Genomic DNA, 15,110 nt, shown 5'->3' on the forward strand with positions numbered 1-15,110 from the left:
CCGTCTTGTTAATAATGGTTTTGACCGAATCTCAGCTCACCTCGCTTGCTATTGTGCTTCCCAATTGGCAGCAAGATGGAGTTTGAGGCTAATTAGAATACGCCGCATCACCCTGAAAAAACCGTGTGGCCGGGATCGGCCCCCTGAGCAAAAGACTGGTGAGCATATTGATAAGTTTTCAGATTTTACGCAAAGCGGTTTCCAGGTTGATATTTCGCCTGCTGGCAGACAAACCTCTGCCCACGCCCCCCCCCGGCGAAAAACTGCATATTCTTCTGCTTCGCTGGGACGCAAAATTGGGCGACTCCATCGTATCTTCTTTCTTTTTTCGCGAATCACGTAAGCTCAATGCCCGATTGACTGTCCTAACGGTTAACGAGTTAGCTGAAATGCATACCAACACCTTCGGTGTGGATGACGTCATCGTTACGAATCCGCATCCAGGGCTTGGTGAACTACGCAGATTGGTGAACCAACTAAGTAATGTCGATGTCGTTGTTCATCTGGTTGGACGACTGCAACCTGCCGAAATCGTTTTTATGCGGTTACTCCGCCCTGTGAGTATCTATTCCCTTGATGATTCACTGCGCTGTGTGAATCGTAAAATGGGTTTTGCTGCAAACACGCTCAATATCGTGGAGCAGTACAAATATATTCTGCAGGATCTGGGCGCGAAAGTGATCGACACCCAGTACATTGTTCCGTTGCCTGCCGAGCTCCCGCCTGCGGCACTTTCCCCCCAAATACTTTTTAATCCTTATGCCAGCCGAAGAGACAAGGGGCTATCCCCTTCCCGTGCAACAGCAGCTCTACAAGCTATCACCGACGAGTTTCCCGGCCATTCCGTGGGAATTCTTTGCAGCCCTTCAACGCTGTACAGCGCACAGCATCTGGAAAACGCAGTTGCACGCGATAAAGTGGCAGTCTTGCACGACGGGCTAACACCCGAAAAGGTTGCAGGCTATATTCGCCGCGCGCAGGCAGTTGTTAGTGTGGATACAGCCATTGTGCATATGGCTGTTGGCCTGAAAGCGAAGCTGGTGGCGATCTACCCGTTGATTGCAGGTCAACACAACCCATGGTTGCCGCCTCGCTCACCTTTTACACAAGTGATCTACAGCGAGCAACAGCCAGACACACTCCGTCGTACGGGCAAAAAAAATATGGATACTTTTTCGCTAACGTTATTAATGAACGCATTGCAGACTCTCTTAACTCTGCCAGCAGAAGCGAAAAACAGCATGTCGCTTAACGCCAGAATCATCCCTGGGCTAGGGGTAGCGACGGGCACGCTGGCGCGACAACTGCCCTTAATCTGTGAAAAATTTCCTGAAGTTGCAGGCTGTTATGCCGGGACCATAAACCTTGAATTCAGCGTTCCTGTCGCAGTCGTGCGGCCCGATCACCGTACCGCACCGCTGGCTTGGACTCCCAGTGGACGCACCACCGAGATATTCGATCTACTGCGCATTGAACTTGAATTCAGCCATTTAACTGAACGCATCCCCGCATGGCTGTATATTGCTCACAGCTCGCCACACCGCCGGACGCCGACCATTCACGAAGCAATCGCGCCGCGCATTAACCTCAATGGCGCCACGCACTGTCGACTCCACTTACCCGCTGAAGCTATCGTACTGGGCGAACGCGGTACTCAGGCAACGGAAGCTATCAATTTGTCACTTTCATCAACCCAGTAATCCGTATTCGCCTCAATATGCAAAAACAGTTTTGCCAGCAGCGAGCCACCCACCAGAAATTCAGGCACGGTTTCTCTCCGGGCTTCGGTACGCCGGAAATAGGTGTTGTAAAGTTTGAGAATAGCCACGTCGTTAATCAAAAATGCCCCGATGGTAATATCGGTGCGACGCATCACCTCGCAACCAGCAAAGTTGTAAAGCGGACGGTATCCGGGATCGATGACCTCCCCGCCAATCGGGATGACAGCATCGGCAGCCTGGGCAATGTTATTTTTGATTCTCCCAGGATTACCCCAAGCGTGATTCTCGCTCTCAAGCCCTATAGCTAAGGCTTGCGCAAGTATGGGGTTTCCCGGCAGGGACGCGAAAATACACTCGCTATGCCAGTGCAATTTATGGCTCAGCCCTGTCGGAAATAACTCAACACTCGGATCTCTAAACAGCAACGTATCCGCATCCAACCATGCCCCGCCCCAGCGATGAACAAACGCCATGCGAATGAAATCGCTCTTCGCCACAATAGCTTCAATGCCGTTCGCCAGCGTAAAGTTCAGCGGTTCAAAAGCCCAAGCTTTATTCATGATGTCAGCATCGATGTGTTCGCTTACCGTTCGCGGCGTAAGCAGTAGAAAACGATCACCTAGAGCTCTGCGCATAGAAACCAGTGCCAGGGCAACATAAGCCGGCATGGTCTGACCCGGTGCGTTTTCCCAGTAACTGACGTAATGGGTAGTGTCGGACGTCATTTCACCAGCACCTTACCTTTCGCACACAACAGCCCATTTTGCATCAGATATGTTCTGAGCATTACCAGTGATGGCGTGCATGCAGGCTGAGCCAAAAACTCATTATTTAACGCTGATTTATACAGATTAAGCCAGGTCAGCACCGGCACATTTGGCAGGAAAGCCGGTAAACTATCCCGGTTATCTTCGCCAAATAACAGACGCAACGCACGCAGAATGGGCTGATAGCCTGGAGCAGAGAGCAGTTGCGCGACGTTTTCATCCAAATGCTGCTTCACGCTCACGCTGTTTAGCCGATCCTCCACCGACGCATCAGTTAATGCCACCCGGGGATCTAGTGCCACTGGGTATATGGCACGAAATGACCGGGCGCCGTTACACAGCGATTCATACAACACTTTATCCGCCGTTGCCCCAGTCACCAGCACGTCATCTCCGAAAATGACATGCACGCCGCTCCAGCGGTAAAAATTCTCCGCTGGAATCACATGATCCTGCACAAGATTGACCCGATCGCGCTCGGCCTGGCTAAGGCTGGCGTAATTTTCACACGGCGGCGCAATCCTGGGCAGTTTAACGTTGATAATGGTGGGCAATCCTTTATGCGCCAACGTGAGATTAATTTCCTCAACCACGATATCGTAGAGCACATTGGCCGTGGAAGGCACATTACGCCAGCCCGTGGTCATCATCACAACACTCTCTCCCTCCTCTTTGGCCTGGCAAAACAACCCTGACCATGAAGAGGAAGTATCATCCAGTTCTGCGGCAAGATAGTCGATAACACACCGTGCCAGATAGCGTATCTCACTCACTCCGCCATATTTCGCACGGCTATAAATGCCCGCCAATGTTGTAGCGTCAGCACCGGTGCGCATATCGCAAAATGATCCAGTCGCATTCGGCGTCAGATAATGCAGCGCCTTACCACCAAAAATAGCGACGTAATCGGACATGTCGATCAAACCGCGCGCCAGCAAATCGGTCGCGAACGCGCGAAAACCGGATTTAACATCCTGCGCATTGATCTGTGCACTGGCCTGGCGAAACATTGCCAACTGGGTTGCGAGCGGTTCGTTGTGCAACGTGTTCCACGCAAGTGAATGCGGAGTTTTTAGTCCATTCATGGTGAAGATCCTTAGCGAGATGCTAGCGCAGCGTGAAATTGAAGGTCATTAAGCAAAACATCAATGCGTTGACGCTGCTGATAATAGCAGAGGGATTGAAGCCCTAATGGCCTGAGTGCCGCCAACAGTTCAGCGATCCCCGCTCCGGCATCGCGCGGATCATGGGCATCGGATCCGATGGTTAATGGAACATTGTTCTCCAGTAATTTTTCCAGCAAAGCGCGGGAGGGATAGGACCATCTTCCAGTCACCTCTTTACCCGTCGTCGGATCAAGGCTGGATTTACGCAGACCCGAAGCATTCAGCTCATATGCGATACCGCTGCGTACGAGCGGCGTAATCAGCGGTTCAAAGCGACGCAAAAACACATCCTCTGGGATTGCGCGCAGCAGCGTATCAGCGTGCCCAACCGCATCAAACAACTGGCTTTCCAGCAATGCTTCAAGCTGAGCAAAGTATTTGTCCAGAAAGGAGGCTGCAGCTAACCGGGGCAGTTCCCAGACCTTCACCATCGCCTTATCGGCAACAGTGACGTAGTGAATTGAACCGATGACAAAATCCATCGGATAGTGTGCAAGTAATTGCCGGTTATAACGCTCAGTTCCCGGCATATAATCGAGTTCCAGACCGCGTAGCAGCGTGATATCGCCTTTATAAGTCTGCTGCGCCTTATCAATATCGGCGAAATAGCGCTCCAGTTCCGCTTCCAGTAAACGGTTCTGCGCATCCACCGGGAACGGAGCATGATCGGTGATGGTGAGTACTGTCACACCCGCAGCAATCGACGCACAAACAAGTTCGTCGATGGTGCCTACAGCATGTTTCGAGTAGAACGAGTGGCAGTGCGAATCAATCATGCGGCCTTCCATTGTTCAAGCAACCCGGAATGCTTCGCCATCTCTTTAACCAGCCAGTAAGGATTATTGGCTGTCGCGATGATCGCACGAAGCTGCGGAGTGTTTTCCAGCCGCGCCAGCAGTTCGGTTAACGGCTGGGTATATAACGCGCGCGACAAGGGATTTTCCCACACATGGCTCGCCAGATGATGCCAGTCGATCACATCAGAATGGATATTCGCAACACGCTCGGTCTCAATACCGTACAGAAACACATCGCCATTGGGTTTAATTGTCACGTCCATGCCATTGGGCAGGGGCGCATGGTTCAGGCTGCCAAAGGTAAAAGGTTTATCGACTTTGGACTCGATCGCGGCAATATATCCCTGCAAATCCAGATAACCTTCCGGCGTATCTCTTGCCGGATGTACTAGGTTTTTGTAGTCGATGTTAAACGTGTCCGAACCTATCAATAATTTGTCTTCCAGTACACTGACAGGTTTTATGCTGGCGTTAATTCCCCATGAGGCCAGTTCATTCACCAGATATTCGCGCGTGAAGGCACGATCGGTATCGATTGAGCGAAATGAAAAGCTGATCGATGACGGTTTTTTGCGCTGAACATAATCCAGGCTAAATCCATGTGCTCGCCATTTTACTTTTTCAATGTGATGACTGTCGGAACTGAGGCGAATATTACAGGTATCACCATTGGCGGAGACAAGGCGATTGATCTCATCAAAGATCTTCTCCAGCTTCTCATGGCGAAAAAAACCGCTGGTAATAAACTCAAAGCTGTTGCCCCCGCGGGACAACGCCAGTAATTCGTAAAAGGTATTAATGTTATTGAGCGGTTCGCCCTCGCCACTCACGGAAATACGTTTTACGGCCGGATCATTAATGAGCGCCGACAGGTTGTCACGTGCCTGTATTGACAGCACCATACTCTTACCAGTTGCGTGCTTATCCGCATACATGCAGAACGCACAGCCGATGCCACAGATCTGGGTGATATCCACATAAAGCAAATGACCATGTAATTCCATATATAATATTCTGCCTTTATTTTAACAAAGCAATTGCACACTCTATTGTTCACAAAACATCCATCTGGCTGTATTTTAAGCAAGTGTCAAGGATTTTAAGAGAGTAAGTTCCGATCCTAACTGAATCGTAGCATCAGAAAGAATGCTTATAAATCAATTCGGCATCAACCTGAACCAATGGTTGAATTCATCACTAAGTAGCCTAATAATGGATTTTCCTGTTTCCCATCCATGACATGGATGCGTCTTTCATTCTGAATACTATCGGATGTGGATACCTTAAATTATGTCCAATCTTTACATTTGGGTTGACGATAAAAACCGCAATAACCTCATACGAACAATCGACAACCTGGCGCGGCGACATCCAGATTTTAAAGCGCTGCTACGTGACGGAGATAAAATTGAAAATACCCTCAATCTTTTGTTTCCTCACGGCATGCCGATGGAGTACCTCATCTCCAACCTCAGCATTGATGAGCGGCCGGAAGAGAATTTAGATTTAGCCTTTCGTCCTGTGCTCGGTCCAGGGCAACCCTGGCCGTTCCCGCCAGGTTGCTCACTGGTTGCAAAAGGTTTCTGGAAAACCGGTGCGCCTTTTTTCAAGATTCAGGATATTTTCGAGGTTGCAGATGCGCCTGCACAGGTCTATGAAAAAAGTCTTCCCGTGGTGGTTTATCAGGATAACCCCGCCCTACAGCCTCGAATCAAAAGAACCGATAATGCGCTGAGCCGGGAGTTAGCCCACGAGCTACCGCCAATCTCCGCCAACACACGAAGTAAACTGGTTGACTGGCGCGAGTTTCTGGAATGGAAACGCAAGCTGGTTTCCGAAAAAACTCGTGGATTGCATTTTACAAAACGTGGATGGCAGGAAGACAAATTGGTTTTCCAGGTCGTAGGTGAAAGCGAACAATGTATCCGTGACGTGTTGCGTGCCTTGTCGCGCCAGGATGTGGTGGCGTTTGATCCTGCAGTTTCTGAAGATGAGTGGCTGTTTCGAATCAGTGATAAAGACAGCGCCAAACGTACACCAAAAGGGATTGAACTCGGGCAACCGGAGGTCAGGCCAACGTTTGTGCCAAACAGGAGCATCCCCCAGGGTTGTCCGTGGCCCGTACCGTGCCTTGTCGATGTGTTTGTCAGCCTGTCAGAGGATGACCAGAATCAACTTTCGACGGCAGAGGATCATGAAAGCGCCCGCGACAGTTTACTGGCCAGGATCCCTGAAAAAGGCTTTCTTTCGGTTTCGGCGGCGGGCGATTTAGCCTTGATCCGCCGTCACGAGCAGGCACTTAAACGCCTGCAAGATCAGGGTGGTTACGCCCCTTATCTCTCATCCTATCTCTTTGATGCGCGCCAAGCCAAAAGCCCCACCTCGTTCGAACCTATCATCGATTGGTTTCGCGAGGATCTGAATATTTTCCAGCAAGAGGCTGTCAACAAAATCCTCACGGCGCCGGATCTCTGCCTGATTCAGGGACCGCCTGGCACGGGGAAAACAACGGTGATTGCAGAAGCCATAATGCAACTGGCGCGTAAAGGGGAGCGGGTTCTGCTGGCTAGCCAGGCGCATACGGCGGTCGATAACGCGCTGGAACGTCTGGGCAAACACCCGGATTTGCGGGTTATTCGTCTCGCACGTGATTTGAGCAAAATTTCCGGCGAGGGCAAAGCGTTCATACAGGAAACCTCCTTATCCCGCTACTACACCTCGCTGGCTGAGGATGTAGAGAAACGCTTTCTGACGCCCTGGCGTGAGACAAAAGATCAGCTCAACCAATTGCAATCGTGGCTCAATCAGGCGGAGTTTTTACGCCGTGACGCAGAACACGCCGGGCAGGCGCTTACCGCGCATGAACATGCGCTAAAGAAGGCAGAACAAAACAGAACTCTGGCGTGGCGGAAATTGCAGGAGCAGGGGCAAAAACACGCAGATGCGAAACAGCGGCAAACCCGGTTACTGGCGCTGAAGGCATTCCTCGAACAGAATGAGGAAACGATCCCTGAGCGTTGCCCGCTGCCGGAACCCGCCGCCTCCGCGCTAGCATCTGCGTTGTTCGATCTTGCCAGCGCGCAGGTGAAACTTCCCGTCTCCCTTGCCGACTGGACCGCCGTACCGTCGCAACAACCCCAGATGCTGTCCGGGCTGTTGCGATTCTGGCACAGGTTGTGGGCGCACCGCACCGATCTGGAAAATGATGTGGCCCGCTTGCGGGCCACAGGGCCGTCTGCACTACAAAGCCCGGATCGGGCCATTCACCTCGCTGAATTGGAGGCCGAAGAGCGAGTACTTGCCGATAAACTTGACGACGATGAAAGTCTGTTTCCGGTATGGAAAGCCAAACGACAGGAGATTAAACAGCTTCGCGACAGTTCTGCTGGTGGCTTAAATCCGGAGCTGTACGGCAAAATGTTCCTTGACCCGGAATCTTGGTGTCAGTCGATTGAAAACGCGGAACTGACGGGTAAGAAACTGGCGGCGCGCGTTGCCGCCTTGGTGGCGAGCAGCACCGTGATTGAACGGGAATTAGCACGACTTCTGGCTCAGACTGACGAACTTATTGCGCTTTCTCACGTGCCGGATATCGATGAATCTGAGTGGCGTCAATGCGAGCAAGAAACCGCCCATCAGCAACAGCGGGAGCCACAGATTCGCCAGGCTCTGGAAGACTGCATTAGCCAGCAGGCGGAGTGGTTGGCCCGGCGTGTCTCGCTGGCAACGTTGCCTGATTCACCCTCTGCGGAGATAAGCGTGCGCTTTGCGCAAGAGATGGCGTCCTGCGAAGAAACGATCGGTACGCTGACGTCGCGCCTTGCGGAACAGCAGGCGGTTCAGGAGGTCTGGGAGCCGTTGTTACAGGACTGGAGAAACGATCTAAGCCGTCAGGTTTCGTACCAAAACGACTGGCATCACTTTAAAGAAACGTTTGTGGCTGAATGCAACCTGGTTGCGATTACCTGTAACGAGCGTGAACAAACATTAGAAGAATCGGGCCAGGTCAGTTTTGATGTCGCCATTATCGATGAAGTCAGCAAAGCAACGCCGCTGGAGATGTTACTGCCGTTGATGCGTGCGCGCCGTTCAATCTTGGTGGGCGATCACCGGCAATTACCGCCGCTGTTTCAGGAAGGCACCGATGCGCAAACCTTTAGCGATGCCGTCGATGAAGCGGACGAAGACGGGCAGAATACCCGAACATCGCTGACCCGGCATAACCTTCAGCGGTTTGAAAAAATGGTGACGGCATCATTATTCAAATCCCACTTCGAAACGGCTGATGATGCGATCAAAGCGCGTCTGGAAATACAGTTTCGAATGCACCCACAAATCATGGCGATGGTAAACCATTTCTATGAACGCCGCCTGAGCTGTGGGCTGGAGTTCCCCAATTACGACAGAAACCACGGTCTGGTGCTGGTCGATACCGACGGCAACACCATCGTGGAGCCTGCACGAAATAGTGCCGGAGAGCGGGTCGTCAAAGATATCCAGCGCTCGCCTTCAACCATCCCACGGGAAGAAAAAGCGGTAACTGAGGGCGACCATGTGCTGTGGGTGGATACATCCCGTGACCTGCAAGGCCAACTTCATAAAGAAGATGTGGACGCCAGCGGTAAACCCGCGCGCAGCAACTGGCTGGAAGCACAGCTTATTGCTCACACGCTGTTACAGATTGATAAACAGTGCGCCAGCCTTGGCTATTCAGCGCAAAAACGCTACCAAGTGGGTGTCGTCTCTTTCTATGCCCGTCAATGTCGGTTGATTCGCGAGGCCATCCGCGAGGTTAAACCTAACGGACGTTTTGACTGCCTGGATGTCGAGATCAATACCGTTATCCGCTATCAGGGCAAGGAGAAACCAACCATTCTCGTCAGCCTCGTGCGTAATGATGGCGTGGATACCCAAAGCCATGGCGGGAAGGTAAGACGCCGCTCCAGCCGCGCCAACGTCGCGCGTTACGAATTTATCAACGTCGCCTTCTCACGCGCGCAAGAGCTGCTGATTGTGTTTGGCGCACGAAATATGTACGAGTCCTATGACGTCACGCTTCCACATATGGACAGCGAGGGTGTAACAACCCGCACGGTCTATAAAGACATTTTGGATCAACTGGACAGAAATGCTCAGTTGATTCCGGCGAGTCGCCTGATGCGAAATACACCGCAGAGTAAGCGTAACTCTCCATCGTCATCCGGCATGCGTCACAGAGGGAATAAGTGATGAAGTTAGGATCTTTTGCTGTCAGTGTACCGCAGTACAAAATTGAAACGCAGGTGATCTACCAGACCATACGAACCCCCACGGTCTTTGAGTGTATGCTGATGAGACTGTGTAAAAGCTACCGGAAAACGCCGGAAATTGCGCAATTGACGCTGGCGCAGATTTTCGAGCAGCAACTGGGCGTCACATCGGCCAGTGCGCTGGTCGGTCCTTGCGTCGAGGATCTGATTTACCTTGGGGTGCTAGCCTGTCCGGCATCAGAGAACTATATGTCGCTTCGTCTGGCCGACATATCGTTAACCCCTGAGGGGCTCAACTTTCTTGCTCGCGAACGGTTACCTGGGCGTCAGCAACAAACCAAGGTCCAGCACCTGTTTTTGCCTTTATCAAATACCGTTCAGCCATTGCGCGCCAGCAATCTGCCTGGCACGCCCACCAGCACAGTATTTATCAGCAAGGACGTGCTTGAACCGCAGGACTGTTCCGCGTGGATACGACAAGAGTTAGAAAAAGAGCGCCATCCGTGGAAAACAGCGAATACAGAGATTCACTCCGTTCAGTCCAGCGTAGCTGGCGTAGTGTGGGAGCAGCACCAAATCACCATTGAGTGTGATGGGTCCGGCGTCCTTTCCGTTAAAGCGCCCGGCTCTGCCAACTTTGAACAATGGCTGCAAATGGCCGCTGCAGATATCGTGTGGCAGCACATTTTGCAGCCGATCCTGACGAGCGAACCTGCGGCAAACTGGCCCAGACTCAGCGATGAGAGTATTCGCCATGCAACAGAGATAGCGCCGTTAAGTCGCGCAGCAGACAGCACAACGGATCCTTCCGCCACCCTGCTGCACGTCATCACAAATGATGCAGAAAAAGATAACTACTTCGGTGAAAATCTGATCCTGCTGCACGGTAAGAAGAGTTCCATACTGGGCATAACAATTCTGCTCAGGAACGCCGAACCTGAAATCCGCCAGCTTGACAGCAAAAAGGGAAGTCTGTGGCTCGAAATGAGAGTGCCTGAAGGTTTACCTGCAGGACTGGCTACTCTGCGTATCCAGAAAAAGGATGGCGCACCGCAGGCGCATTTTTCCGGATGGGGCAACGTCTTTTGGCGAGGGCAAGCGCAGCGTGCCGCGCTCAGCCTCACTGCGGACAGCACCATCAGTGCCGAAATCTGGCAACGACTACAAGCGGAATTACAATCCGGTCTGAATGCCACGCACAGTGCCACAGCGCACGCCCTCACTTCGCTTTGGCTTACTCCGCAGGAGACGATTACGCACTGGCAATCCAGAAATGAGGTGCATCCTGTTGCGGAATGGCTTGCCGACGCGAGCGAATTCGCGGCGGCGCTGGAGAGGTTTACCCCCCACTCGCGAGCACAGTGGCAACCATACTGGCTTAACACGCTTAAAGCTCTGATGATGGCCGGAGTGACACGTTTGCAAACCCCGATCCAACCTGATGAAGCGATCCATTACCTCACCGTTCTGAATCAGTTGGTGCCTGACCATAGCAGTGATTTTTCCGCGCTCTTGCTGGATCACTGCAGTCCGCTTACTGATGTGGCCTCGCTCGAACAACTGCGTAAGGCCGTTGGCCCGACATCGGTTCTGCCGAATTCCCTTTTAAGCAGCACGCTGCTGCAAATATGGCTGGCAGAGGTATTAACGGATGCGCCGCTCACTTTGCATGAGCCTCATGCCTTTGCCCAGTCGCTAACAACACTCAGAAATGCGCAGCAAGACGTGTTACGCAACGTGGGAATGAAATCCCTGACGGATGCCGCTACGGGCAATTTAAGCCTTAAAAGCGTGAAAACATCAGCACTGACAAGCGTGACACAGTGGCAGAATGCCGTTGCAGCACTCGGTACATTACGTGCGGCCGTAACGTCCGCCTCCTTTTCGCTTATCGATGAATTCGATACGCAAGTTCAGGCCTGGCGAGAACTGGCAACGCAAAAGCTCGCCCATCCCGAAGCGCCCGGCAAACGGTTTGTCATCTTTGATACCAGCGCATTAATAGAGTACCCCAATCTGCCCTCGCGTTTGCAGCAGAATGACACGCCAGTCATTGCCAGACGCGTTCATCAGGAGCTGGATCATCTCAAAACATCAGACAACCCCAACAAAGCCCGACGAGCACGGGAGGCGATTCGGACGCTGGAACAGATACACAAAATCGTTCGTTACGAATCCGAAGTTATGGAGCTTCTACCTGCTGACCTCGAACCGACATCAGATAATCGCATCCTGTCGGTGGCGCTATACCTGCGACTCAGCGATGTCATCCTGGTGACCGCTGATAAAAATTTCCGCAACATAGCATGCGCTGAAAACATTACGGCGATTCTGCCCAGCGAATATAAAGAGATGTCGCACGGCAAGACCAGACCGCGCAATACGGGAGAAATAGTGAAATGAGCAGACATGAGCAGGCACGCTACCAGATTGAGCGCCAGCGGCGTCAGGAGCTTTTTAACCAGCGGGTCAGCGAGACAACGCGGGTGTATCTCGACCGCTATCGCAACATCTTGAATGATGTACAAAACCAAGGGATCAGCAAGTACGTGCAGGCTGAATTTTCCGCACTGCAACGCGAACTGGAGACTCTGACATGGCTTGTTGATTCCGATCCGGCCACCGCGCGCGATCGGAGTATTGCCCTAGGCCAGCAGGTACATGCGTTACCCAGACACGCCAGAGCAATGCGCCAGGCTGTTGTTGAAGCAGAGCGTGTGGCGGAGCACGTTGCTCAGGAAGAGGCGCGGGAAGCCGTTCGGCAAAGGGTTGAGCAAGAAACCAAAGCCCGCGAAGAAGTGGAAACCGTCTGGCAGAACGAACTGACAAACTGGGACGACCCGCTGGCCAGGCAATTAGCCTTCAAAGCGCTGGCGGAGCTTCGTCGTCATCTCCTCGACGCCAATCACCACACCACAGTTGAACAACTGCGGGCTGAATTAGGCAACATTAAGCACGAATACGAACAGCGTTCTCAGGAAAGAAGAGCGCAGGAGTATCAAACGGCGGTGGCCAGTACAACCGAGGATTCGCTGCAATTATGCCGTGAGCAGATTGCCGCAGCGAGCCGTCAGGCTCCCGAACACGCAGCAGCATTGGCCGCAACTCTTGATACGGCAAGCTCGCTGTCGCCAGAGGAACTCTCCCGGAGAATGGTTGAAGTCACCAGCGAACTCGATACAGCGGTGGTGGATGAAAGTTGCCGCCGTGAAGTCGTGCAGGCGGTTTATCGTTCGCTCGAGGACGCTGGGTTTGTAACGGAAAAACCGCGTCTGATGAACAAAGATGACAGCAACGAAGTGGTTATCCGCGCGATGAGACCTGCGGGCGCACAAGCGGAATTTAAAATAGAGCTCAGCGGAAAACTGAAATACAAGTTTGACCATTACCAGGGTTCTGCCTGCAAAAAAGATATCGATACGGTCCTTCCTCGACTGCAATCCATTTATGGCATTCAGTTGTCCACAGAGCGGGTCGTTTGGGAAAACCCGGACGACAAGGACAGCGACGCCAGACCACAACCCGGCATGACAAGGGAGAAATAAATGAGCTCCGGACAACAATCCTGGCAAGAAAATTTCCGCCGCGAATGCGGGATCCGGCGAGGGATCATCCTGCACGGCAACATTGTCGATGTGGTCTACGACGAATCCGCTACTGGCCAGTGGAGAAGCATACCGGAAACCATCGATGTCCTGCTCAAAGAGCGCGGTTACCGGCATGTTATCCGCTGGGATCGTGTCTCTGGCGTATCTGGTGTCAATGCCCGGGAATGGACCGATCTGATGAGCGCCGCGACGCCCGCTTCTTCACCAGCAGAAGGCGACGAATATGATATGGGCACGCCGTTGCCGACAGCACGGGCCACACAAACCAGCCATGCATTAGAGGTGAATCCACAAGACTTTCTGACAGTCGTCGCCCGGCTGATGAAGTCTTCTGGCCCCGATCGTATTGCCTTCGTGCTGGACTGGTCTCACCTGTTGTTTGGGCAAGCCAACGCGCTGAGTGAAGCGGAACGGGGCTTGCTACTGATGATGGGTAAAGCCGCGCGTGACGCGCAGCTAGCGCTCAACGCTGCGGATATCGATAAACCGCAAACGTTGATGGTTTTTTTGTGTCAGGGCTTATCGGTATTGCCGCCGTCGTTATACCTGCATAACCCGCTGTTCAAAGAAATCAATGTGCCGCTTCCGTCCCGCACCACGCGGGAAAACGCCGTGCTGAGTCTTAATAACGTCCTCCTCCTTAACACCCCAATACTGAATAAGAGCCGGGTGCTTGCGGATCTTGTGGATTCGCTGGAAGGGCTTACGCTGCGTGATATTCACAATATTGCGAAACTCTCCCGACAACTTCCGCAAAAAATGAGCGCCGAATCGCTGGTCAGCATGTACCGCTATGGTGAGAAAAAAAGCCCGTGGGAAGAGCTGAACCGCGACAAACTGAGCAAAGCGATCGAAACGTTGAAGGTGCGTGTGAAAGGACAAGATCAGGCGCTGGCAGTCGTTAACCAAATCCTGATCCGCGCGTATACCGGCTTATCTGGTTTACAGCATTCCAGCAAACAAAGAACCCCTAAAGGCGTTTTATTCTTTGTCGGCCCAACCGGTGTGGGGAAAACGGAGCTGGCAAAAGCCCTCGCCCAGTTTTTGTTTGGCGACGATGAGGCTTGCCAGCGCTTCGATATGTCGGAGTTCAACCATGAACACGCCGACCAGCGACTGGTTGGTGCACCTCCTGGCTACGTGGGTTACGAAGAGGGTGGCCAATTAACCAACGCGGTAAAAAAACGGCCGTTCTCTTTGTTGCTGTTTGATGAAATTGAAAAAGCACATCCCCGAATACTCGACAAATTCCTGCAAATTCTGGAAGACGGAAGGCTGACTGACGGTAAGGGCGATACGGTTCAATTTTCTGATACCGTTATAGTCTTTACGTCAAACATTGGGGCGGCGCAAATCGCGGTGGACAATCCGGATGTCAAAGGGGCTTTTATTGAGGAAGTACGTAATCATTTTGTCAGTGAATTGAATCGGCCAGAATTGCTTGGGCGTATCGGTGAGGGAAATATTATCCCGTTTAACTTTATGACTGATGAAAATTTCCTGATTGATATCGCACGATCGAAACTGGAACCGCTCCGCTATCGCCTTAACGAGAAATGGGGCGTAACGGGAATGCACTTCGAGGATGAGACGAAAGCGCTTAGATCGATCGTTAAGATGGTTGATCGCAGCAGCGGCGGGCGCGGTGTGCTCAATGTTTTAATCCGCTGTCTGTTTGATCCGTTGTCCCGATACCTGTTTGAAGAGGTTGGTTCACCTGAGCACTCCCTGGGTCGTGCAATAAAGGTTGTTCAGGGGGGGACCAAACCCAATTTTGACTTCGATCTGGAGTAAGTCATCCG

9 protein-coding genes are annotated in these 15,110 nt (G+C 52.3%); 5 read left to right on the plus strand and 4 right to left on the minus strand.

Annotation, left to right across the window (positions count from 1 at the left end):
- Window positions 1-356: 356 nt before the first annotated feature.
- Window positions 357-1,700, plus strand: a complete 1,344-nt coding sequence (locus tag F0T03_RS18610) for a glycosyltransferase family 9 protein (protein WP_235896078.1) — start codon at window positions 357-359, stop codon at window positions 1,698-1,700.
- On the opposite strand, the gene F0T03_RS18615 is transcribed toward F0T03_RS18610, so the two are convergent.
- The 4 genes from F0T03_RS18615 to F0T03_RS18630 are packed head-to-tail and all read right to left on the minus strand — an operon-like array spanning window position 1,655 to window position 5,455.
- Window positions 1,655-2,446 carry a hypothetical protein gene (locus tag F0T03_RS18615; protein ID WP_145576436.1) on the minus strand — a complete coding sequence of 264 codons (792 nt, stop codon included), beginning with the start codon at window positions 2,444-2,446 and terminating at the stop codon, window positions 1,655-1,657. The genes F0T03_RS18610 and F0T03_RS18615 overlap by 46 nt on opposite strands.
- Complete coding sequence (locus F0T03_RS18620; RefSeq protein ID WP_019082296.1) at window positions 2,443-3,573, minus strand: hypothetical protein; 1,131 nt, start codon at window positions 3,571-3,573, stop codon at window positions 2,443-2,445. Before F0T03_RS18620 ends, F0T03_RS18615 begins: the two co-directional genes overlap by 4 nt.
- Before the next feature lie 11 nt (window positions 3,574-3,584).
- Complete coding sequence (locus F0T03_RS18625; protein WP_159680025.1) at window positions 3,585-4,430, minus strand: histidinol-phosphatase; 846 nt, start codon at window positions 4,428-4,430, stop codon at window positions 3,585-3,587.
- Window positions 4,427-5,455: a radical SAM family protein gene (locus tag F0T03_RS18630; protein ID WP_050150675.1), complete on the minus strand. Its 1,029-nt coding sequence runs from the start codon at window positions 5,453-5,455 to the stop codon at window positions 4,427-4,429. The genes F0T03_RS18625 and F0T03_RS18630 overlap by 4 nt, the downstream gene beginning before the upstream one ends.
- Window positions 5,456-5,741: 286 nt before the next feature.
- Here F0T03_RS18630 and F0T03_RS18635 point away from each other — a divergent pair, with 286 nt between their 5' ends.
- From F0T03_RS18635 to F0T03_RS18650, 4 genes are read left to right on the plus strand one after another with little or no spacing between them, the layout of a single operon-like run.
- Window positions 5,742-9,680 (plus strand): DEAD/DEAH box helicase, encoded by a 3,939-nt coding sequence (locus F0T03_RS18635; RefSeq protein ID WP_159680027.1) that lies wholly within the window; start codon window positions 5,742-5,744, stop codon window positions 9,678-9,680.
- Window positions 9,680-12,103, plus strand: a complete 2,424-nt coding sequence (locus tag F0T03_RS18640) for a PIN domain-containing protein (RefSeq protein ID WP_159680029.1) — start codon at window positions 9,680-9,682, stop codon at window positions 12,101-12,103. The genes F0T03_RS18635 and F0T03_RS18640 overlap by 1 nt, the downstream gene beginning before the upstream one ends.
- On the plus strand, window positions 12,100-13,245 hold the full coding sequence (locus F0T03_RS18645; RefSeq protein WP_050150666.1) for a hypothetical protein: 1,146 nt from the start codon (window positions 12,100-12,102) through the stop codon (window positions 13,243-13,245). Before F0T03_RS18640 ends, F0T03_RS18645 begins: the two co-directional genes overlap by 4 nt.
- Window positions 13,246-15,102 (plus strand): AAA family ATPase, encoded by a 1,857-nt coding sequence (locus F0T03_RS18650; protein ID WP_159680031.1) that lies wholly within the window; start codon window positions 13,246-13,248, stop codon window positions 15,100-15,102.
- Window positions 15,103-15,110: the final 8 nt, after the last annotated feature.

The sequence above is a fragment of the Yersinia canariae genome, from assembly GCF_009831415.1.
GTDB lineage: Bacteria > Pseudomonadota > Gammaproteobacteria > Enterobacterales > Enterobacteriaceae > Yersinia > Yersinia canariae.

Excerpts from the sequence above, each read along its gene's own strand:
- F0T03_RS18615 (WP_145576436.1), bottom strand. The coding sequence starts at position 2,446 with ATGACGTCCGACACTACCCATTACGTCAGTTACTGGGAAAACGCACCG.
- F0T03_RS18620 (WP_019082296.1), bottom strand. The coding sequence starts at position 3,573 with ATGAATGGACTAAAAACTCCGCATTCACTTGCGTGGAACACGTTGCAC.
- F0T03_RS18625 (WP_159680025.1), bottom strand. The coding sequence starts at position 4,430 with ATGATTGATTCGCACTGCCACTCGTTCTACTCGAAACATGCTGTAGGC.
- F0T03_RS18630 (WP_050150675.1), bottom strand. The coding sequence starts at position 5,455 with ATGGAATTACATGGTCATTTGCTTTATGTGGATATCACCCAGATCTGT.
- F0T03_RS18635 (WP_159680027.1), top strand. The coding sequence starts at position 5,742 with ATGTCCAATCTTTACATTTGGGTTGACGATAAAAACCGCAATAACCTC.
- F0T03_RS18640 (WP_159680029.1), top strand. The coding sequence starts at position 9,680 with ATGAAGTTAGGATCTTTTGCTGTCAGTGTACCGCAGTACAAAATTGAA.
- F0T03_RS18645 (WP_050150666.1), top strand. The coding sequence starts at position 12,100 with ATGAGCAGACATGAGCAGGCACGCTACCAGATTGAGCGCCAGCGGCGT.
- F0T03_RS18650 (WP_159680031.1), top strand. The coding sequence starts at position 13,246 with ATGAGCTCCGGACAACAATCCTGGCAAGAAAATTTCCGCCGCGAATGC.